The sequence below is a fragment of the Winogradskyella aurantiaca genome (assembly GCF_003362725.1).
Taxonomy (GTDB): Bacteria; Bacteroidota; Bacteroidia; order Flavobacteriales; family Flavobacteriaceae; genus Winogradskyella_A; species Winogradskyella_A aurantiaca.
This window is the reverse complement of record NZ_QKTV01000002.1, coordinates 258632-278933: the sequence shown is the minus strand read 5'-3', so window position 1 is coordinate 278933 and position 20302 is coordinate 258632. Positions and strand designations below refer to the sequence as shown.

The 20302-nt window shown below is 36.7% G+C and carries 16 protein-coding genes; 3 read left to right on the top strand and 13 right to left on the bottom strand.

From position 1 onward, the window contains the following. The 3 genes from DN064_RS05405 to DN064_RS05395 form a co-directional block, all read right to left on the bottom strand. The gene (locus DN064_RS05405) at nt 1-861 is read right to left on the bottom strand and encodes an SPFH domain-containing protein (protein WP_115461609.1); all 861 of its coding nucleotides are present in this window, start codon (nt 859-861) and stop codon (nt 1-3) included. A 240-nt stretch (nt 862-1101) separates the two neighbouring features. After that, nucleotides 1102-2019 carry a serine aminopeptidase domain-containing protein gene (locus DN064_RS05400; RefSeq protein ID WP_115461608.1) on the bottom strand — a complete coding sequence of 306 codons (918 nt, stop codon included), beginning with the start codon at nt 2017-2019 and terminating at the stop codon, nt 1102-1104. Nucleotides 2020-2364: 345 nt separating this feature from the next. Next, complete coding sequence (locus DN064_RS05395; protein WP_115461607.1) at nt 2365-2961, bottom strand: alpha-ketoglutarate-dependent dioxygenase AlkB family protein; 597 nt, start codon at nt 2959-2961, stop codon at nt 2365-2367. A gap of 30 nt (nt 2962-2991) precedes the next feature. Here DN064_RS05395 and DN064_RS05390 point away from each other — a divergent pair, with 30 nt between their 5' ends. Next, the gene (locus tag DN064_RS05390; RefSeq protein WP_115461606.1) at nt 2992-3666 is read left to right on the top strand and encodes a M15 family metallopeptidase; all 675 of its coding nucleotides are present in this window, start codon (nt 2992-2994) and stop codon (nt 3664-3666) included. Nucleotides 3667-3673: 7 nt separating this feature from the next. On the opposite strand, the gene DN064_RS05385 is transcribed toward DN064_RS05390, so the two are convergent. Next, a complete protein-coding gene (locus tag DN064_RS05385; protein ID WP_115461605.1) occupies nt 3674-4642 on the bottom strand; it encodes a hypothetical protein in 969 nt (322 codons plus the stop codon). Between the two features lie 86 nt (nt 4643-4728). Beyond that, entirely contained in the window at nt 4729-5076 is a 348-nt protein-coding gene (locus DN064_RS05380) for a DUF6249 domain-containing protein (RefSeq protein ID WP_115461604.1), read from the bottom strand. Nucleotides 5077-5210: 134 nt separating this feature from the next. On the opposite strand from DN064_RS05380, the gene DN064_RS05375 reads away from it, so the two are divergent. Next, on the top strand, nt 5211-5792 hold the full coding sequence (locus tag DN064_RS05375; RefSeq protein ID WP_115461603.1) for an RNA polymerase sigma factor: 582 nt from the start codon (nt 5211-5213) through the stop codon (nt 5790-5792). Further along, entirely contained in the window at nt 5782-6186 is a 405-nt protein-coding gene (locus tag DN064_RS05370; protein ID WP_115461602.1) for a hypothetical protein, read from the top strand. Before DN064_RS05375 ends, DN064_RS05370 begins: the two co-directional genes overlap by 11 nt. Here DN064_RS05370 and DN064_RS05365 read toward each other — a convergent pair. From DN064_RS05365 to DN064_RS05330, 8 genes are all read right to left on the bottom strand, one after another. Continuing rightward, nucleotides 6183-7502: a hypothetical protein gene (locus DN064_RS05365; protein WP_115461601.1), complete on the bottom strand. Its 1320-nt coding sequence runs from the start codon at nt 7500-7502 to the stop codon at nt 6183-6185. The genes DN064_RS05370 and DN064_RS05365 overlap by 4 nt on opposite strands. 58 nt (nt 7503-7560) lie before the next feature. Next, nucleotides 7561-11205, bottom strand: coding sequence for an ABC transporter permease/M1 family aminopeptidase (locus DN064_RS05360; RefSeq protein ID WP_115461600.1), 3645 nt, complete (start codon nt 11203-11205; stop codon nt 7561-7563). Nucleotides 11206-11234: 29 nt separating this feature from the next. Next, complete coding sequence (locus DN064_RS05355) at nt 11235-12122, bottom strand: ABC transporter ATP-binding protein (protein WP_115461599.1); 888 nt, start codon at nt 12120-12122, stop codon at nt 11235-11237. A 181-nt stretch (nt 12123-12303) separates the two neighbouring features. Then, the gene (locus DN064_RS05350) at nt 12304-13464 is read right to left on the bottom strand and encodes an NAD-dependent epimerase/dehydratase family protein (RefSeq protein ID WP_115461598.1); all 1161 of its coding nucleotides are present in this window, start codon (nt 13462-13464) and stop codon (nt 12304-12306) included. Between the two features lie 68 nt (nt 13465-13532). After that, the gene (locus tag DN064_RS05345) at nt 13533-14033 is read right to left on the bottom strand and encodes a hypothetical protein (RefSeq protein WP_115461597.1); all 501 of its coding nucleotides are present in this window, start codon (nt 14031-14033) and stop codon (nt 13533-13535) included. An 11-nt stretch (nt 14034-14044) separates the two neighbouring features. Beyond that, nucleotides 14045-15475, bottom strand: coding sequence for a hypothetical protein (locus DN064_RS05340; RefSeq protein WP_115461596.1), 1431 nt, complete (start codon nt 15473-15475; stop codon nt 14045-14047). A 104-nt stretch (nt 15476-15579) separates the two neighbouring features. Then, complete coding sequence (htpG, locus tag DN064_RS05335; protein WP_115461595.1) at nt 15580-17490, bottom strand: molecular chaperone HtpG; 1911 nt, start codon at nt 17488-17490, stop codon at nt 15580-15582. A gap of 142 nt (nt 17491-17632) precedes the next feature. Beyond that, entirely contained in the window at nt 17633-20086 is a 2454-nt protein-coding gene (locus DN064_RS05330; RefSeq protein WP_115461594.1) for a prolyl oligopeptidase family serine peptidase, read from the bottom strand. Nucleotides 20087-20302 lie beyond the last annotated feature (216 nt).

Sequence of the window (20302 nt, the reverse complement as noted above, 5' to 3'; positions counted from 1 at the left end):
TTAATGGCTTAAAGTTCCTGTGTTAACAACAGGAGCAGCCTCTTTATCTCCACAAAGTACTACCATAAGATTGCTTACCATTGCAGCCTTGCGTTCTTCATCAAGATCAACAATGTCGTTTTTATTCAGTTCTGCAATGGCCATCTCAACCATACTCACAGCACCTTCAACAATTTTATGTCTGGCGGCAACAATAGCCGTAGCTTGCTGGCGCTTAAGCATGGCATTGGCTATTTCCTGGGCATATGCCAAATAACCTATTCGCGCTTCTAAAACCTCGATACCAGCAATGGATAGGCGTTCGTCGATTTCTTTTTCAAGTGCCTCAGAAACCTCATTGACACTTGATCGTAAAGTGATGTCTTCGTCATGTCCTTCATCAGCGAAGTTATCGTAAGGATACATACTGGCGAGCTTGCGAACAGCGGCATCGGTTTGAACACGAACAAAATTTTCATAGTTGTCGACATCAAAAGCTGCTTTGTAAGTGTTTTGGACACGCCATACAAGAATTGTAGAGATCATGACAGGATTCCCCAGTTTGTCATTGACCTTTAAACGTTCACTGTCAAAATTACTAGCACGTAAAGAGATTTTCTTCTTTGTATAAAAAGGATTAACCCAATAAAAACCATTTTTTTTAATGGTTCCGACGTATTTACCAAATAGTAAAAGTACTCTTGAGCCATTTGGTTGCACCATGACAAACCCAAATAGTATAACAAGAGAAATGAATATACTTAGAGCGGGCCAAGGGGTTTTTATAGTTACAATAGTTACTATGCTCCCAATAAACAGTATTAAAAATACAAACAGCATTAAGTAACCATTTGCTGGAACAATTATTTTTTCTTCTTTCATGATCTGATTAATTAAGTGATATTAAAATGATATCATAAAGATATAAAAATAAATTGATTTTACAAAATTTACTACCTTACATAAGTTTGGCACACAAATTGCTTAGGTTATGGTGTAATGTCGTAGTGTTAATTGTTTAAACCTGTTATCTTCTATAAGACATTACAATTGGTTGGTTAGTTAGTAAAAAAAGCATCTCGAATGAGATGCTTTTTTTTATGCTTTGAAATTTGAGAAACGCTATTTTATAAAAGCACTTATTGCTTCTATTAGTCCCTCAGAAATCTTGAAACTGGTATCGTTATAGGATTTATAATTTTCCAATTCATCACCAGCAATATCAACTAAGACATGATTCATATTTTTTATAGTTGCAAGGTCACTGTTATTGTTTGCTCTATGCAATTCTTCCGCTTCCGCTCTTGGAATCTGTAAATCTTTTAAACCTTGTATTATGAGAGTCTTAGTTTCTATAGTTTTGATGACTTCTGTTGGTGTATAAGCCATCCAACTAATAAGAAATGGTTGGGTTTCTATATTAAATGCCGCCGCCAAAGCCTGAGGATAATTATTGGTTGTTTTTCCTGTTTTAAGTTGCGCTATCACCGCTTCCGTGGCAGCAGTGTATTCAGGAATGGATTTGCTAACCTGATCAATTATGGTCTCTCCAATATTTTTAGCAGGGCCATTTAAAGAAATGAATCCTTCTATATCTGGATCCAATGCTAGCATACCAACTAAAGATCCCTGACTATGACCAATGACATAAATATGTTCAAATTGGTTCATATTTTTTACGTAGCTAATGGCATCTTTAGCATCCGTTATAAAATCATCAAAGCTAGTATCATTGTCTATGATACCAGATTGTAGTTGCTTTACAGTTCGCTTGTCATAACGTAAACTAGAGATGGAGAGATCAGCTAACCTAATTGCCAGCTTCTTTAAATAATTATTTTTTGAAAAATTTTGATTGCCATTCCGATCGATAGGCCCAGATCCCCCTATTAGTATAGCAATAGAGGCAGATCCTGGAACAGTAATGACTGTACCATCAACCTGAATATTAATAGTTACATCCTGGCTTGTATAATTTTGCCCTGTTAATGAACTGGAAATTAGTAGAAAGAATAAACAACTAAATTGCAATTTGGTCATATGAAAAATTAAGTACTACTAGGTTGTAAAATGAGATCTTAAAATTACCTATTTATTTGGATTTTTAGTTTAGATCGCATCGCTTTTAAATTGCATTTTATCGTTTAAATGCAGCTTTTCATCTTAAAATGTTAAAATAAAGTGTATTTCATCGATTAAATAAGTTTTTAAACGTCATAATTAAAACGCAATTCTATATTTGTCATGTACTAAAATTTAGTTTTTAGTTCAATGGATTAATTAATTAATATTTGCATTATGTTGTTGTTTAGAGACCCTGAATCTACATCATAATAAAAAAGCAAATGAGGAAAGCCGGGATTGAGGGATCCCGGTTTTCTGTTTTTATATTAACGTCCTAAAGGTTAGATTTATTCTCGGTTTAATAATCCTTTTTGTCTTGGCTATTTGATGCACCCAATAATGCTGCATCTCTCCACCCATTAGCAACAAACTACCGTGATCAAGTAGCAATTTATGGCGCTGTTCTTTTATGGTTCTATGCTTGAAATGAAACGGACGTTCAGCTCCCAAACTTAAAGATGCTATAACAGGATTTCTTCCCAATTCTTTTTCGTTATCCGCATGCCATCCATTGCTATCAGAACCATTGCGATAAAGGTTAAGAAGTAGTGTATTAAACTTATGATTAGTAAAGTGATTCACCTTTAACATTAGATTCTTTAATTCGTGAGTTAAAGGATTCGGATGCATGGTAATATTCGAATAGGAATAGGGTTGATCATTTATTGAATAAAGGGCTGTTAATCTTGGTTGTGGATAGGTTTTTCCAAAAACAGTGATGTCATCATGCTGCCAGTTGGTTTGATTAAATAGCACTTCATAAAGAGAATCGGCTTCAGGTTTATTTAAGAAGGACGGAATGTAAGTCAATTGTGCGTTAGGCAAATTGAATTCTTGGTTCTCGTTTTTAAATAGCATTTTATTTTTTTACTAATTTAGAGATAAGTCATGAGAAATAGATTAAGCGTTATTTTCATTGTTTTAGTTGGTTGGTTGTTATCGTCACAACAGCAGAAGCCTACTGAATTTGTTTTGGTTTCCAAACAAATACCATCATTAAAGATAGAATTACGCTATTATTCTACTAATAATTTCATCGGTGATACCATAGATGGGTACCGCGCTAATAAGTTGTTTTTAACCCAAAAAGCGACAGACCAATTAAGAAAAGTACAAGATCATCTGAATAAACAAGGGTATGGTCTCAAGGTTTTTGATGGCTATAGGCCTCAAATAGCGGTGGACCATTTTGTACGATGGGCAAGAGATTTCAATGATACTTTACAAAAGGCTGATTATTATCCAGAGGTCCTTAAACAACACTTGTTCAAAGAAGGCTACATTGCTTCCAAGTCAGGGCATAGTAGAGGCAGCACCGTAGATCTTACTATTATCAATCTTTCATCAAACGAGGAACTAGATATGGGCAGTCCGTTTGATTTTTTTGGTCCAATATCCGGGTTAGACAATCAAAATCTCAGTGAAGAACAGAAGGCCAATCGAACATTATTAAAGGAAACTATGAATCGTTTTGGATTTAGAAGTTATAACAAGGAATGGTGGCATTTTACTGTGAGAGACGAACCGTTTACAGAACGATACTTTAACTTTCCAATTGAATAATTGCTAATCAATCCCTAAAGGTCTTTAAAGTCACTCCAATGCCATAATTAGCAAATCCTTTATCTAATAGCCTGGATTCAATACCATAATTGGGGACAAAGGCTTTCCATTGGTTACCATTAATAAAGGCTCTTTTAGTAAAGGTTCTGTAATCTGGCCATTCATCTGTAAATGGTAGTAATGGTCTAAAATTGGTGGGTATTTTTACCATACCATTGCGCCCTTTGATTTCCTTATACTTCTTATTGGGCAAGAGTTTTCCTTTTTTGTCGGCGTAACCTAAAACCTGAAAGCCTACAAATAAGCCATTGTCAGGTAGTATAAGGTTCAAGTTATCTACATCCAATTCATAATAATCTCCATGAGTTTCAGTGATAAGAATTACAATGGTTTCACTGGTCATTCTTTTCCCAGGCAGGCCTTCCTCATTTCTATAAAACTGAACTTTATAGAGTGTGGAAAATTTAGGTCCTGTTGATGAATTTCGAGACTTGTTACGATATTGTGCTTCAAGAGCAATGGGAAATTGTACCTTAAACAGTTGTTGATCTTTAGTTTCTTGTTTAGGAACAAAAACGGCAATTTCAGATTCTATGGTGGGCAACCAACATTGATCATAAACGTCATGAATAACCGGTTTGTGTTTGATAATTTTAAATTTTCGCTTGTCTGGGACTGAAATAATTACCTCATCTAACTGGTCTGCTTCAATTTGAAGTTTGATGATTTTGGGGATGCCATTAGTACTCAACTGTATTGATTTATAACCTAATGCAGAAATAAACAGACTGTCTACATCTGGATAAAGTTTCTTGGTAAAAACAAACATTCCCTCGTCATCTGCAAAAAGACCATTGCCATCTCCAAATGAGACTGTAGCATAGGAAACAGGGTTTTTAGTCTCTGAATCCTGAATAATAATTTGACTGTGGGATAGGGAAGTGGTAAAAAGGATTAGAAATATCCAGGGCCGCATGGTGCATGATTTAGACATAAATATAATTCAAAAGAAAACGCCCATTGCAAGAATGGGCGTTGAATTAAGTAATTGAGTTAGGGTGGTTAGTCCTTATCAAGGTTTTTGGTCATGTTAAACCCTACAAAAAGTCCTGCTCCTGCCATAAGGAATATTGTTCCTGGATAGGCAACTTCATCGTCGACACCTAAGCCATATTCCAAAATAGACGCGATAAAAATCCCAGCTCCAATCCCCATTAATAATAGGGCAAAGTTTAAAATAAAAACTTTCCAAAAAGGCGCGGTATGCATTTTACCCTTAACGAAAATACTGGCATCGGCTCCTTTTTCTATAAGGGCCAGGCGCTCCTTATTTCGGGTTGAGAAGTATAAGTATACAATCCCGAAAATAGCGGCAAACATTGTGATTGGTATTAAAATTTCTTCATCCATAATTTCTATTCGTTTTATTGATTATTTTTAATTGTTTGTTGCTTATGACGAAGCATTTCGAATTGAGGTTACACTTTTCAAAAAATATTTTTTTCTTGTAACCTAAATAGAACAATTGTCGTCTTACCAATAGAATGACCACCAACGAAGAAGCATTATTAGTAGCTAGCATATTAAAGGGTAATACCGCCGACTATGCAAAATTGGTAGACCAGTACAAGGATTTGGTCTATACATTGGCCATACGCATGCTTAAAAATAGAGAAGAAGCAGAAGAAGTGTCACAAGATGTATTTATAAAGATATTCAAGTCTCTGGCTTCGTTTAAAGGAGATTCCAAACTGTCAACCTGGGTATACAGAGTTACTTATAATTGTTGTTTGGATCAGATTAAAAAGAATAAAAAGCACTTAAACGATGTGCCTGTAGATGCGTATAATTACAATAAAATTGATACCATAGATAATGCCCTTGAAGGCTTAATAAAAGAAGAGAAGCAACAATTGATTAGATCCTGTGTAAATAGGTTGCCAGAGGAGAGTAGTGCGATTATTACGCTTTTTTACTTTGATGAATTATCTCTAGATGAAATCTCAGGTATCACTGGAATCGAATCAAATACAGTGAAGGTGAAACTATTTAGAGCTAGAAAAAAGCTCGCAAAAATAATGGAGCAGTATATGATTCCTAAAAACAATTTGAATTATGGAACATGATAATGAGAAATTAGATGCTATGCTCGAGCGTTTAATGCGTGATGAAGCATTGGAGTCCCCATCTGTAAATTTTACAGATAAGGTAATGGATAAGGTATATGCAATTGAAACCTCTACAGTGACGGCTTATAAACCCTTAATTTCTAAACGTGTTTGGTTGTTAATTGTGTTGTCATTTACATTCCTCGTGGCCTTTGTAATGTTAAATAATGGTTCAGCGGATGGCCAATGGCTGTCTAGTTTTGAATTGCCACGACCTGAGTTTACACTTTTTGACAATATCAACTTCCAACTCTCTGGAACTTTTAAATACGCAGTGCTATTTCTTGCAATAATGATTGGCGTTCAAATGACGGTGATTAAATCATACTTTGGAAGACGATTAACCTATTAGTCATTGTAATACCAAAAAGGAATACTTCTTAGTGTAGAAATTATAGTATCACTATTTCTTATACGTTTTCTCATAATGTTGAGCATATGTTTGCCCTGAGAGATTTTACTTGTTGGAACATATGTTTCAAAACCAAGCTGTTTCTGGACGTTATGCCCCATGATAAATTCAGCAGGAATATTAAGTGTATCAATGCGCACACTGTAAATGGAATTGAAAGTTTCTAAATATTGCCTTCTTTGACGACCAATTTCCCCCCAATCCATATCTACAAAGGCCATTGAGGTTATTCCACGACCATCCTCTTCTGGCTTTAGATCTGGGCTAAATCGAAATACATTATTTTCAATACTATCATCAAAGTTTATAAATACCTTAATATAGGGCTCAGTAATAATCTTTGAATGAATAGATGCCGTTTCAGTTAATTCATCTTTTTCAATCAATTGGTCCTCATAATCACGTGGATTACCATAGTACTGGCTTGAGTTAAATCCTAATTGATCATCAAAATAATTAGACTTTTTATCTACTATAGAACTTGCAAAAAGTAACAGGAAAAACAAGGGTAAAAAGAAAAAGCTAATGCGTCTTCCAAACTTGTTGTCTAAAAAGTTGTAAACAAGTGGTCTGTATAGAAAGGAGAGTGTAAGAAAGCTGAACACCCAGTAAACTGGGAAATAAATCCTGCTAATCCATTTTTTACGTTTTAACCATCCTTGTGTAATAAAATCAATGAAGGTTAATAACATACCAATGGCTACAAAAACTAATAGTGGTACACCAATTGAAAGCCTCCAACTCTCCTGAATATTGTCGTTGTCTATTATGTAATTTGAAATAAGAACAATAGCCAGAATACAAAACGTTAGGGCCAGAAAATAAAAGATTAGTAAAAATGAAATGGCAAATATGATGCTACAATAATTCTCAAGAGTAGCAATGTACTTATCAAAAGAGCCAATTTTTTTACTGAGATACTTGGTGAATTTTGGACTATATCTCAACTCATCATAATCAATATCACCAGAGACATAGCGAAGTCCAAGAGCACCAATCCACAAGCCTCTTAAAACCACATGAAGTAATAAATTAAAAATGAGAATAGCGCAGGATACGATGGCTACCGTGAAGAAGATGACTTCGTAGATATTTTCTTCGTTTTCCGCCGTTTCAACACCTATTCTTAGCTCGCTAAAAGCAGATACCAACCCAAAAATGGCAAAACCAGAGATAATTAATTCCAATTGCCAGCTCTCCTCCTGAAGCTTTTGTAGTAATTTTTTAAAGGCTGGATTTTTATACGCGTCGCTCATAAAATTTAAAAATATGAAAAAAAATAAGCCACTTAAAAACTAAGTGGCCTATATATATTTAATCTTCAGCTTCTTCGAGATTTACCAAATTATCATCGGGAATCCTATCAATCATTTTATTGTAAGGATCAATACCAGCCTTTAGTGGTTTATCATTTACCACATAGGTGAATTTAGATTTTCCTGGTTTTACCCATTGCTTTTCAATGAGAATAGGAGTTTTGGTTGTCATGCCTAAATCATTCTGACCATCCTCTCCAAAGATGGCAATGTCCAAGTAATTGGCATTAGTGGGTTCTTCCAATAATTTACCGTTTCCGTCAAAATAGCGTTTAATACTCTCTACTTCCAAGGATACTTCGTAAGTACCATCATCTAATTCTTTATAGGTGGCATTTTCAACTTTATTAGAATACAGTGTAATATTCTCAAAACTATCTTCTAAATAGTAACGCAATGAATCAGGTGTAACCTCATTGATGTGTCTGTACCATTCCGTTGTTGTTGTAAATGGTGGTTTGGGTCTAAAGGCCGCTGAATCAATGTAGCGTTTAAAAGCTGTATTCAAATTCTCTTCCCCAATAAGATCTTGAAGGCCATACATGATTAATCCTCCTTTTCGATACCAGACATAACTTTGGGTATCATTATCCAGAAGAGTTTTCTCAAATTTACTTTCACCAGCTCGCCCGGTTAAATATCTGTCAAGTTCTCGCTTTAAAAAGTCTTGCATGGCATCTATGCCATATTCTTTCTTCATAACCATTAAAGACGAATACTCAGCCATTGACTCAGAAATTTGATTAGATCCACGAGTAGCCGAAGGTGTTATTTGATGACCCCACCATTGATGCGCTACCTCATGAGAGGTTACCATAAAAATATAGTCTAGGTCATTAGGGTCACTAAAATCTCCTACCCATCCAAAACTCTCGGCAAAGGGTACCGTATTTGGGAACGATTGAGCAAAAGTTGAATATCTAGGAAACTCAATGATGCGCATTTGACGGTATTGGTAAGGTCCGTAGTACTCAGTAAAGTAGTCCAATGATTTTTGAACTCCATTGACCAACCGATCAATGTTGTATTTGTGACTTGGGTGATGGAAAATTTCAATATTAACCTGTTCTCCGTCTTTTCCAGTCCATAATTCACGATGAACATCGTAACGGGCCGAAGACACATTATAGAAGAAATCCAATTCTCCTTCCATTTTATAATGATAATACTTTCGTCCGTTTTCTTCCCATTCCTTTTGAAGATAACCAGGCATAATAGCTAATTGATCGGGTGCTGTACTAACCACACCCTCAAAGGTGATGTAGTCCGCATCGTCATTAAACAATAAGTTACTAAGGCCCCACTCATCTTGTTGGTCAGGTAACTGGTAGTCTTTTACAGGTAGTTCATATTCCCTTCGGTCCTGATCACTGCTTAATTCCCCTTGGGCACTGTAGCCAAAAGAAGGGAAAAAACCGTCATTGAAAAAGGTGCCATTGTATACTATGGAGGAACCACTGCCTTCATTAGGGAAGCCTTTAAATCCACCCCATACCGTCATCTCGAGCATGACTGTATCCTGCGGTTGTAGGGCCTCATTAAAAGCGTAGATTTCATAACCAAACTTATCATGACGTTTCCCAAGTTCAAGTTCCTGTCCATCAACAGTCAATGATTTAAGCTCTTTGTGAAAACTATTGGGTGCACCCCAATTTAGATGCAAGGAGTCTATTACCTCATTAGATTTATTGACCAGTTGCATTTTGGTGGTGACTGTAGTCGAGCGCTCCTCTGGCATAAGATCGGCCTTTACATAGACGTCTACAACTTTTGGCTGCGCAATCCTATCATATTGTCCTAAGGTCTTCTCATATTCTGCCTGACCTGCAGTTCCTTGATCTACGGTAGCATATTTATTAAGTGTCTTAGTGTTGTAATTAATGTAGAATCCAGAACCAACAAACACAGCTATACATATCACCAGGAGTAATACAGTAGAGGTAACTAGGCGTCCTCTGGCGATTTGAAAACGTGACTTTCTACCAGAGTCGGTACCACGTTTCCAAAATAAGAACCCAATAAAAGTTAAAAATGCACCACAGGCCAACCAGTACGTTCTGAACCAAAATAGTGATTCTCCAAAATGGCCAAATCCATTCATATCAGATATGGTATATCCTGGTGAATAGCCATACAGATATAGATTGTTATTGACATCTGCCAGGCTGTTTAGTCCAAAGAGAAATACCCATATGGCAATGGCTAAAACGTGCCCTGGAAATTTTTTAGTCACTATGGAGTGGACAAAGAATGCCAACATTATAAAGATGATGTATCTCGGGAACTCGATGAGGTAGAGGTCTGTAAAGTACATACCAAACTCAAAGTTGAAATAGCCCTTCATAACTTGATTTAAGACTCCACTAATGAGTACCATATTCACCAGGAAGAAACTCACAATCACTAAGGCCAAGAATTTAGAGCCATAGATAATTCCGTTTGGAATTGGGAGGGAGCCAAAAATTTGATCGTACCTAACACCGCGCTCTCTATGTAATACCTCTCCGGTCATAAATACAATTAGGATAAATATGAGAATGACATATGTAAAGTCTTTTACTTCCAGCATATAATAGGTCATAGGTAAAGACGGAGTACCGTAAACCGGGAAGCCAAACCAGGCATCGAAGAACAAAAAGGCGACTGCCGCAAGGAATATGGCTCTGAAAAAATTATCTCGTGTAATATTCTTAACTTCCAGAAGCGCTAGATTCCACAATAGCTTAAAGTTTAAAGCACCTGAGAATACCTTTTGAACTTTAGGTATGGCGATACTGGCCGGATCAACATCCTCTTCACTTTCAGTCTTCTTTTTCTTTTTAGACGAGTAGTTTTTATTCAAGAATCTCTGGAAATCAAATCTAAATAAGGTGATAAAGAATAAGAGTAATCCAAGCCCAAGCCAGATAACCCTATTCCATACAAGTATCCCAGCAAGTGGGACCATACGGGTGTTTTGTTCTTCAGGTGTCCAGTACTCAATAATATTACCATAGGTTCCTAAGGCAAATGGATCTAATAGACTTACTAAATTCTTGTTTTCAATGTCTTGAGCAAGTGTTAAGGTCACCAGATAAGCTATAAATAACAAGGCACCTCCAGCATAGGCTAACATGACTTTTTTAGTGAGACTTACTATTGCAAAAAAGATACATCCCGCAAAGAAAAAGTTAGTCCAGTATAGAACTAAAGTGGGTTGTATGTAATGCCATAGGTTAAGGGGAGCAAATCGATCTGCAGGCTCAAACTCAAAAATTGGCCCCAAAGAGAATCCAATAATGAGTGCTATTTGAAAGCCCAAGCTAACAAAAAACAATACTGCCATGGAACCAAAAAACCGACCCATTAAATAACCTTTTTCGGTGATAGGGTAAGAGAAATAATAATTCTCAGTTTTGTGTTCAATATCCCTGTAAACAGGAACGCCCATGATAGCACTTGATAACATAATACCAAAAATGCTGATGATTGAAAGCATATTGGCAATGGCCGTTGGTGAGTTTACAAATACTTTTTCGGAGGCTGGGGTGTCTCCAGAGATTCCAACAATAATTCCAAACAAAAAGAGGATTCCAAAATAGGCCCAGGTCGCTGGACGCTTAAGCCTGTATTTTATTTCAAATTTGAATATTTCTTTAAACATGATGTAGTGTGATTTAGTGTTAGGTGTTATTAAACTAGAGCAGACTCCATACGTGAGGTGATCTCTGCAAAATAAACATCCTCTAAATTGGCACTACTTGTTTCAAATGAGGCATCTGGTTTGTCATCACTAATGACATGAATTATTGTTTGTCCCGCCTTTAAATGGGTGGAAATAACTTGCATTTCGTTCTTATAATCTTCTAATTGGTGGCGATCAATGGCCTTTTTCCAAATCTTACCAGCGACTTGATTAGTTAGATCGGCAGGATTCCCTTTTGCTACCACCTCACCTAAGCAAATGATGGCCATATTATGACATAGGTTAGACACATCTTCAACTATGTGTGTAGAAAGTATTACAATAGTGTTCTCACCAATTTCGCTTAAAAGGTTGTGGAATCGAACACGCTCAGCAGGGTCCAATCCTGCTGTTGGTTCATCCACTATAATTAATTGTGGATCGCCTATTAAAGCCTGGGCAATACCAAAACGTTGTTTCATACCACCAGAATAGGTACCTAAACTTTTATTTTTTACATGCCAAAGATTGGTTTTGGTCAATAAGGACTCAACCAAATCTTTACGTTCTCCCTTATTTGAAATCCCCTTTAACGAAGCAATATGATCAAGCATATTATAGGAGCTTACCTTGGGATACACCCCAAATTCCTGTGGTAAATAACCGAGTATTTCTCTCACTCTAGACTTATCCTTCAATACGTCAATGTCTCCAAGCGTGATACTTCCAGAGTCTGCTTGTTGTAATGTGGCTATCGTACGCATTAATGACGATTTACCGGCACCATTAGGGCCGAGTAGTCCAAACATTCCGTTGGGTATAGTTAAGGACACGTCTTTTAGGGCTTGAACTCCATTGGAGTAAGTCTTATTTAAATTCTCGATTTTTAATTCCATGATTTAGCTTGGTTGTTAGAGTAGTAATGTTTTTTTAAAGTTACAATTTTTAAACAAGTGGTTAATGATCAGTAGAATAGGGTAGGACATCCATATGACGACTCAATAAGTATTAAGTTACAAATGGAATCCAATTAAAAAGACGACCACCTGTAAAGAATGGTTGCCTTGAGCTTAAAACTTATTTTTTATAAGCCTTCCAAAGGTCGAGCAGGGCTTGTTCTCGATTGTGAAATTCATTTGAATTTGATTCGTATGCCGCTTTGCGTTTTGGGTCAACAGCATCGGATTGCCACCAGTTTAAAGTGTCTTTAAAAGTTGCTTCCAGAGATCGGTATTGTATACCACCGGCCAATGCATTTTTGGTTGAAGTACGAGCACTACCGTAATGCGTCTTATCAGCCATAACCCATGGAATGGCATATAAGACCTGTTGTTTTTTTAAAAAGTCGTAGTCATCAACTAAAATTGGATTAATCTCTTTGTTGAAAACCTTAGCTCCAGCCTTGACAAACTCAAGGATGGTCTGTTCGGATTTTGGCCCGACTCCATTGAAGATTCCGGAGGTTTTATTCTCGGCCAATCGTATAAACCATTCCGCTACGTCCCTTACGTCAATATACTGTACTAAATCTTCCTTTTTTCCGGGAACTAGTGTTGTTCCCCCCTGACTTAATTTCAAAGGCCAATGCAAGAATCTATTGGTACGGTCACCCGGCCCCAACATATACGTAGGTCTAATAACAATGGTGCGATCTTTACCGAAAGCTCTTATAGCCTCCAGTTCAGAATTGGCTTTCATGACTCCATAGTCCTGTTCATATTTTTCATCTTCAGACAAGTGATCAGGAGTTTCTAAAACCAGTGGAGTATCTTCGGTAAGATCACCTTTTAAATAGGGGTAATATACTCCAGTGGAGGAGGTATACATGTACATAGATACATTGTCCTTTAACAGCTGGGCTGTGTCTTTGGTCCATTGCACACGACGTCCTGAATTATCAATTACCACATCCCATTGTCGATTTTCAAGCACTGTTAAGTTATATTCGCGATCTCCAATGAGTTGTTCAACATTTTTAAAAACCTCGGGATGGATTTTTGGAATGGTTTTGCCCCTAGTGAAGGTGGATACGGAATGCCCACGTTTTAATGCGTAAGCTATTTGATGCGGTCCTAAATAACTCGTCCCCCCGAGAATGAGAATTTTTAAGGGTTTTACGGCTTTTGTACTTAATAAGGGAGAGTTCATACTCATGAGCCCTGAGCCAACCAAAGGCAAGGCCGTGGCCGCTAATACCCCTTTTTTTAAAAATTGTCTTCTAGTCTGTTGTTTTGACATATATTGTTTTTTATGGGGTGGTGAAGCTTAAAGGTATAAAAAAACCACCTTTAAAAAGGTGGTTCAGTTTAGTTGACCTTGTCTAAGCTCATATAATGATTGTATTGAATGCCCTCCGAGACTGTCGTGAATCTTATTGAAAGGTCGCCAAGCATATCACCATTTCCGTAAATCGCATTGTAGATAATTTCACCTCTAAAAAGTTCATTTAATTGAAAATCACCATATACAGAGTTACAACAATATGCTTCGTTAGTATAAGTTCCTGTTAAAAGTTCAGAATCGGAACAGTCGGAATTAACTCCATAGTCATTAAAAACAATCTTGCCATTAGATGTAAACTCAAAGGTGCTATTTAGATCACAATCGGTTATGAGTTCTTCAAGGCAACAACCTCCTGAAACAGGAACTTGAAATCGTTCATAATATATAGGTTCATATATGCCAATTGGATTACCCGGAGGATCCGCACCACCGCCGTCAGCGGTTGCTGCTTCGCATGACACCAATACTATCCCTAACCATAACAGGGATGCATAGAGAAAAAAAGACTTCAAATTTTGTTTCATTTTATTGTAGGTTAATTATTGCAATTTCCGTTTAATAGATCTTCTATAGTAGGATCAAAGGCATTCTGAAAAAAGCTGTAGGATTGAGGGCCATTTCCATTAGAAAGAAGATTCGTAAGCGCACAATAATCAGAAAGAAATTGGTTTTGATTAATATAAAGATTAGTAATAGTATTAAGATTGTCCAATCCGTCTAATGTCATCAAATTTGTTTGAAATAAAGAAATTTCAAATACGTTGACAATACTTTCCAGCCCATGAAGCGATTGAAAGCCGTTTTCATATGCTATCTCGAGGTACTCCATTTCCAAAGTACCAGTGAAACTGGGTAGCGTGTTCAATTGTGGATTAGCATGTATGGCTAATGACGTAATTCTGTTTAATCCTATAATGGCACTTATATCTGTGAGGTTTTGATTTCTATTGATATACAGGTACTCTAATTGATCAAGATTTTCAATTCCACTTATATTATTGAGGCTGTTATTCTCATTAATAACCAAAGACTCAATATTGTTTAAATTGTCTAACCCAACAAGTGTTGAAAGGGAAGGGTTTAAATTTAGACTCAATACTTCTTCTATGGTTTCGATTGTATTTAACCCTTCAAGACTCTGTAAATTTTGATTATAAGATATATCCAAACGGCCACTAATCCTCTCAATGTCTGGAAATCCAATTAAATTGGTTAAGGCATCGTTTCGTTCAATTTTCACATCTCCAATTATGGTAACCACACTGGTCAAACCAGACATATTTGAAAGATTTGAATTATTAGTAAGTACAAATTCATATCCAATTTCGGTTAGATTACTAAGGCCTTCTAAATTCGAGAGATTGGTGTTGTCAATTTCTAGAGTGTTTCCTAAAATATAAAGGTCTTGAAGAGGAGAAAGATCCGTAATATTTCCAGAGAGTTTCAGGCTTCCTGCAATGGTATTGTAACCAGCAAAGCCAAGATGATTTAATTCTTCTTGACTGTTAATTTCAACGCTGTCGTAAAGCGTTTTATTTCCAGAAGTACTTATAATAATTTCATTACTATAGGCAGTTAGAACTGGATTAGTGGCATAAGCCACAAGATAGTATACTTCAGGATCGTTAGGTAAATCTGTTTTGGTCCAAGTGTAGGATCCTGATAAGTTATAGGACAAAACGATTTGATCCTCATAATTTTCAAAGGATACATCTGGTGTAGAACTCACTAAGATACCCGTTTCAAAAACATCAGCCTGCTCCTGGTTATTTGAGGAATAACTCACTGTATAGGAAAATGGCAACAATTCGTCAACATCATTTAATATGATTTCAGGAGTGAAAAAGAGTTGATCGCCCAAAATAAAATTGTCAGGCGAATCGTCCTTATCACAAGATAAAATAGTTGTAAATCCAACTAAAAGTATCAAAATTAAGGGGTTATGTTTGAAATTTGGGACAGTCATAACACAATGATTTTTTGTAAGATATATCTGCTAAAATAAAATAAATATTGAAATAAAAAAACCACCTGATTCAGGTGGTTTTATCTGCGAATATTAAGTTTTTACTATTTAATCATTTCAAAACTACGTTTGATAAAATTGGTAAGCTCTTCACCTTTAAGAAGTCCTTGTGACAAACGTGCCAGATCCAAACTCTGGTTGATCAAGCGCTCTTGCTTTTTCCGTGTTTTGGTATTTAATATATCGCCTACTAATTCTGAATTGGTATTCACAACAAGGTTGTACATTTCCGGCATATTACCCATGCCAAACATGCCCCCACCACCTGTGGCTTGCATCTCCTTCATACGTCTCATAAATTCAGGCTGCGTAATTAAAAACGGTGCAGCTGCACTATCCATGGCTTCTAATTGAACCATAAATTTCTCTGAGGGTACTACTTCTTTTAACAGCTCCTCTAAAGAGGTTTTTTCGTCATCTGATAATTTTGAAATGGCTGCATCATCCTTCTTAATAAGATTGTCAACATGATCTGCATCCACTCTGGCAAAAGAGATATTCTCTTTACTTGTTTCGAGTTTCTGCATTAGGTGACTTACAATTGGCGAATCTAGTAACAACACGGTATAACCTTTAGCTTTGGCAGCTTCTATATAACTGTGTTGCTCGTCCTTATTGGACGCGTAAAGAATTACCAGTTTATCATCCTTATCAGTCTGATTGGCTTTTATCTTGTTATACAATTCGTCATAGGTAAAGAATTCACCATCAACAGTTGGGTACAATGCAAAAGCCTCTGCTTTTTCAAAGAATTTCTCCTCAGAAAGCATTCCATATTCGATGACGATTTTAATATCATCCCATTTGGCTTCAAAATCCTCTCTGTTATTATTAAAGATGGATTTAAGCTTGTCTGCCACTTTTCTTGTGATGTAAGATGAAATCTTTTTTACGGCTCCGTCAGCTTGTAAATAGGAACGTGAAACGTTTAATGGAATATCTGGTGAATCAATAACCCCTCTCAACATGGTCAAGAATTCTGGTACGATTCCTTCTACGTTATCAGTAACAAATACTTGGTTTTGGTATAATTGAATTCTGTCTTTTTGAATGTTGAGGTCATTTGTCATTTTAGGGAAGTAAAGTATTCCCGTTAAATTAAATGGGTAGTCCACATTCAAGTGAATGTTGAATAATGGTTCCTCAAATTGCATAGGATACAATTCACGGTAGAAGCTTTTGTAATCATCTTCCTCTAAATCCGTAGGCTGCTTGGTCCAGGCTGGATAAGGGTTGTTGATGATGTCGTCCACAGTAATTTGCTTATGAGGCTCTGTTGTCTCCTTGCCTTCCTCATCTGTAGTTGTTTGTGGTGTGAAATCTGGATCGTTAACTTCCTTAGTTCCAAACTTAATTGGAACAGGCATAAACTTATTGTACTTATTCAGTAACTCACGAATCCTGGAATCTTCAATAAACTCAGTAGAATCATCAGCAATATGGAGTATGATTTCTGTTCCGCGATCGGTTTTGTCGCTCTCAACTAATGTGAATTCCGGCGAGCCATCACAGGTCCAGTGAGCTGCAGGGGCTTCCTGATAGGATTTAGTGATAATTTCAACTTTATCTGCTACCATAAAGGCTGAATAAAACCCTAATCCAAAGTGTCCAATGATACCAGAATCTTTGGCGGAGTCTTTGTACTTATCCAGGAATTCTTCAGCACCAGAAAACGCCACTTCATTGATATACTTATTGACCTCTTCAGCCGTCATCCCTAACCCCTGATCAATAATGTGTAATTTTTGATTGTCCTTATCTATTTTAACTTCAATCTGAGGATTACCATATTCTACTTTGGCTTCTCCAATATTGGTCAGGTGTTTAAGTTTTAGTGTTGCATCTGTGGCATTACTAATTAATTCACGAAGAAAAATTTCGTGATCACTATAAAGAAACTTCTTGATTAATGGAAAGATATTCTCTACTGATACGTTAATATTTCCTTTTGTCATGATTTGTAAGTTTTATTTCTAATAATATGTTCAACGTTCTGGCCTGTATATCTTCAAATAAAATACCAAGCCTAATAAAATGACAAGATGGCATAAAAAAAGCCATCCCTTTGGAATGGCTTTTAATCAAAGATTCAATTATTTAATCTTTTAGTGCTTTGGTCTTATTGTCCTCGGAAACCGTATCACTTCCCTTATTTTTTACATACTTATCCAACCATTGATCCTGTTCCCACAACATGTGCATGATGGATTCTTTGGCTCTATAACCATGACTTTCTTTAGGTAGCATTACTAATCTCACCGTAGCCCCGAGGCCTTTTAAAGCATTAAAATAACGTTCACTTTGTAGTGGGTAGGTGCCAGAGTTGTTATCAGCCACACCATGGATTAATAATAATGGTGTTTTCATTTTATCGGCATGCATAAATGGTGACATATTATAGTAGATGTCCGGTGCTTCCCAATAACTGCGCTCTTCACTTTGGAAACCAAAGGGTGTTAAGGTTCTATTGTAAGCTCCACTTCTGGCAATTCCAGCTGCAAATAAGTTGGAGTGTGATAAAAGATTCGCTGTCATAAAGGCTCCATAACTGTGACCGCCTACAGCTACTTTTTCTCTGTCGATATAACCCAGTTTATCTACGGCATCAATGGCAGCTTTACCATTAGCGACTAATTGGGTTCTAAAGCTATCATTTGGTTCTTCACTGCCTTCTCCTACAATGGGAAATGCCGCGTCGTCAAGCACAACATAGCCTTTAGTTACCCAGTAGATTGGTGAGCCCCAGTATGGATAAACAAATTCATTAGGATTCGACGTACTTTGAGAGGCACTGGCCTTGTCTTTGTACTCTCGTGGATAGGCCCATAAAATCATTGGATATTTTTTGCCTTCCTCGTAATCTAATGGCAGATACAGTGTACCGTCAAGATCTAATCCATCCTCACGCTTGTAATTAATAACCGTTTTTTGAATGTTTTCTAAACTTTTAAAAGGGTTCTCAAAATCAGTTATTTCAACTAAACTATTCTTCTTATTAATATTCCTTATGTAATAGTTGGGGTATTCGGTTGGAGATTCAATTCTAACCAAAACCTCACCTTTTTTCATGTTTAAGGCAGAATTTAATGTTTCAACCTTATCGGTATATTTAGATTGGTAAATACGCTTGGAGGTTTTGGTCTTTACATTGTATTCATCAATAAATGGAAATTGCCCATCTTTGGTATAACCATCACCCATTAAATACAATTTAGAGCCATCCATCTCAAGAGTGTAGCGACCATACTTATTCTTACTAGAAACAAAATTTCCTGGATCACTATATACATCCTGATAGTTTCTGTCCCAAAGGATCTCAGGTGTTTCATTACTGTGAGATGGATTGAATTTATAGATTTTTAGATTTCTGGTATTCCACCAGTAATCATAGGCAATAGCCATATTGTCATCTCCCCATTCAATACCAGAAAAGCGTTGTTGTGTTTTTAGAATCAGGGTAGGATCACCATTAAAAGGTGCTTTTATTTGGTAGACAGCATCCCTAAATTCTACTTCATTAGCAGGGTCTCCACCGTCAAGTGCTTCAGCATAGACTAAAGTAGCAGGATGATCAGCTCTCCAGGACATACTGCGTTTTCCAAGTCGTGTGGCCATAAACCCTTTTGGTCGAACTTCATCCAGTGGTACATCGTTTACCTGAGTAATAAAGGTTCCTTCATTGTTATAAATATTGGTTTCGTAAGGAAAGCGACCATAGGTTACTAAATAGGAAAACGGCTTTTTAGTTTTTGTGATCATCAAATAGGATCCATCAGGTGAAAAGCTAATACCACGATACATAGCCGATGGTAAAAAGTCATTTATATTTCCATCTAGGTCAACTGTTTTTAACTCAGAATGCGCTAAGGTTTCAAAGTTAGCCTCATCATTCGGAGTCTTTAATAAATCCTGATAGGTCCTGTTTTGGGCTTTAGAACCATCACTTACAGAAACCGTAGGGCCTGTTGGTACGGCACTAGCCGTATTTATGAGTGAGGATCTGTCTGCTGGTAATGTTTTTATAAGGAGTTTGGCGTCATCCTTAAACCAACTAAGACCACTACCCATATTCGCATTGATGATAGGAGCTGTTAATTTTTTGACTGAAGCAGATGCAATATCCAGAACCCATACTTCAACACCAGTTGAGGTAGTATTTAAACAAGCAATCATTTTCTCATCGTGTGACCAGCGGAAACCAGATAATCTTGGGTTTTTTGGGAGCCCTGTTACCTGCTTAGCAGTCTTGTCCTTTGTTTTTTTAACCTTTAAATTGGTGATGTAATTGGTTCGGCTTCCAATATTCGTTACTGGATTGATTCTAAGACCGGCAAGACGCATCTCGGTCTCGGAGAGTTCTGCTATGGACTTGTATTGATTTCTATACAGAAGAACCATATTGTCTCCTTTAGAGTCCATTTGAACACCTGGTGCTAATTCAACATCGGCGAGTTCAAGTATTTCTTCTGATGGGATTTGATAACCCAAATTCTGTTGTCCGAAGGATAGCAGACTCAGACAACAGGATAAATAAAGAATGATGTTTTTCATGTGAGATTAATTTAATTGGTCAAGGCTGTGAATATACTCATTATCGAAGGCTTTACTTACTTCGTTTTTGTTATAAGAACGTTAAAAACCCTCGTATTTGTTATGCATGCATAGCGATTGAAAATAGTGACAAATCTTCTTTGTAGTGAATTGGCTATTTTTACCCGATTGTATGTTTGGGTCTTAAAATATAGACCCCAATATGCACATTCGCAA

Bases quoted from the DNA above. Each gene is read 5' to 3' on its own strand.
- DN064_RS05405 (WP_115461609.1), bottom strand. From the start codon at position 861: ATGAAAGAAGAAAAAATAATTGTTCCAGCAAATGGTTACTTAATGCTG.
- DN064_RS05400 (WP_115461608.1), bottom strand. From the start codon at position 2,019: ATGACCAAATTGCAATTTAGTTGTTTATTCTTTCTACTAATTTCCAGT.
- DN064_RS05395 (WP_115461607.1), bottom strand. From the start codon at position 2,961: ATGCTATTTAAAAACGAGAACCAAGAATTCAATTTGCCTAACGCACAA.
- DN064_RS05390 (WP_115461606.1), top strand. From the start codon at position 2,992: ATGAGAAATAGATTAAGCGTTATTTTCATTGTTTTAGTTGGTTGGTTG.
- DN064_RS05385 (WP_115461605.1), bottom strand. From the start codon at position 4,642: ATGCGGCCCTGGATATTTCTAATCCTTTTTACCACTTCCCTATCCCAC.
- DN064_RS05380 (WP_115461604.1), bottom strand. From the start codon at position 5,076: ATGGATGAAGAAATTTTAATACCAATCACAATGTTTGCCGCTATTTTC.
- DN064_RS05375 (WP_115461603.1), top strand. From the start codon at position 5,211: ATGACCACCAACGAAGAAGCATTATTAGTAGCTAGCATATTAAAGGGT.
- DN064_RS05370 (WP_115461602.1), top strand. From the start codon at position 5,782: ATGGAACATGATAATGAGAAATTAGATGCTATGCTCGAGCGTTTAATG.
- DN064_RS05365 (WP_115461601.1), bottom strand. From the start codon at position 7,502: ATGAGCGACGCGTATAAAAATCCAGCCTTTAAAAAATTACTACAAAAG.
- DN064_RS05360 (WP_115461600.1), bottom strand. From the start codon at position 11,205: ATGTTTAAAGAAATATTCAAATTTGAAATAAAATACAGGCTTAAGCGT.
- DN064_RS05355 (WP_115461599.1), bottom strand. From the start codon at position 12,122: ATGGAATTAAAAATCGAGAATTTAAATAAGACTTACTCCAATGGAGTT.
- DN064_RS05350 (WP_115461598.1), bottom strand. From the start codon at position 13,464: ATGTCAAAACAACAGACTAGAAGACAATTTTTAAAAAAAGGGGTATTA.
- DN064_RS05345 (WP_115461597.1), bottom strand. From the start codon at position 14,033: ATGAAACAAAATTTGAAGTCTTTTTTTCTCTATGCATCCCTGTTATGG.
- DN064_RS05340 (WP_115461596.1), bottom strand. From the start codon at position 15,475: ATGACTGTCCCAAATTTCAAACATAACCCCTTAATTTTGATACTTTTA.
- htpG (WP_115461595.1), bottom strand. From the start codon at position 17,490: ATGACAAAAGGAAATATTAACGTATCAGTAGAGAATATCTTTCCATTA.
- DN064_RS05330 (WP_115461594.1), bottom strand. From the start codon at position 20,086: ATGAAAAACATCATTCTTTATTTATCCTGTTGTCTGAGTCTGCTATCC.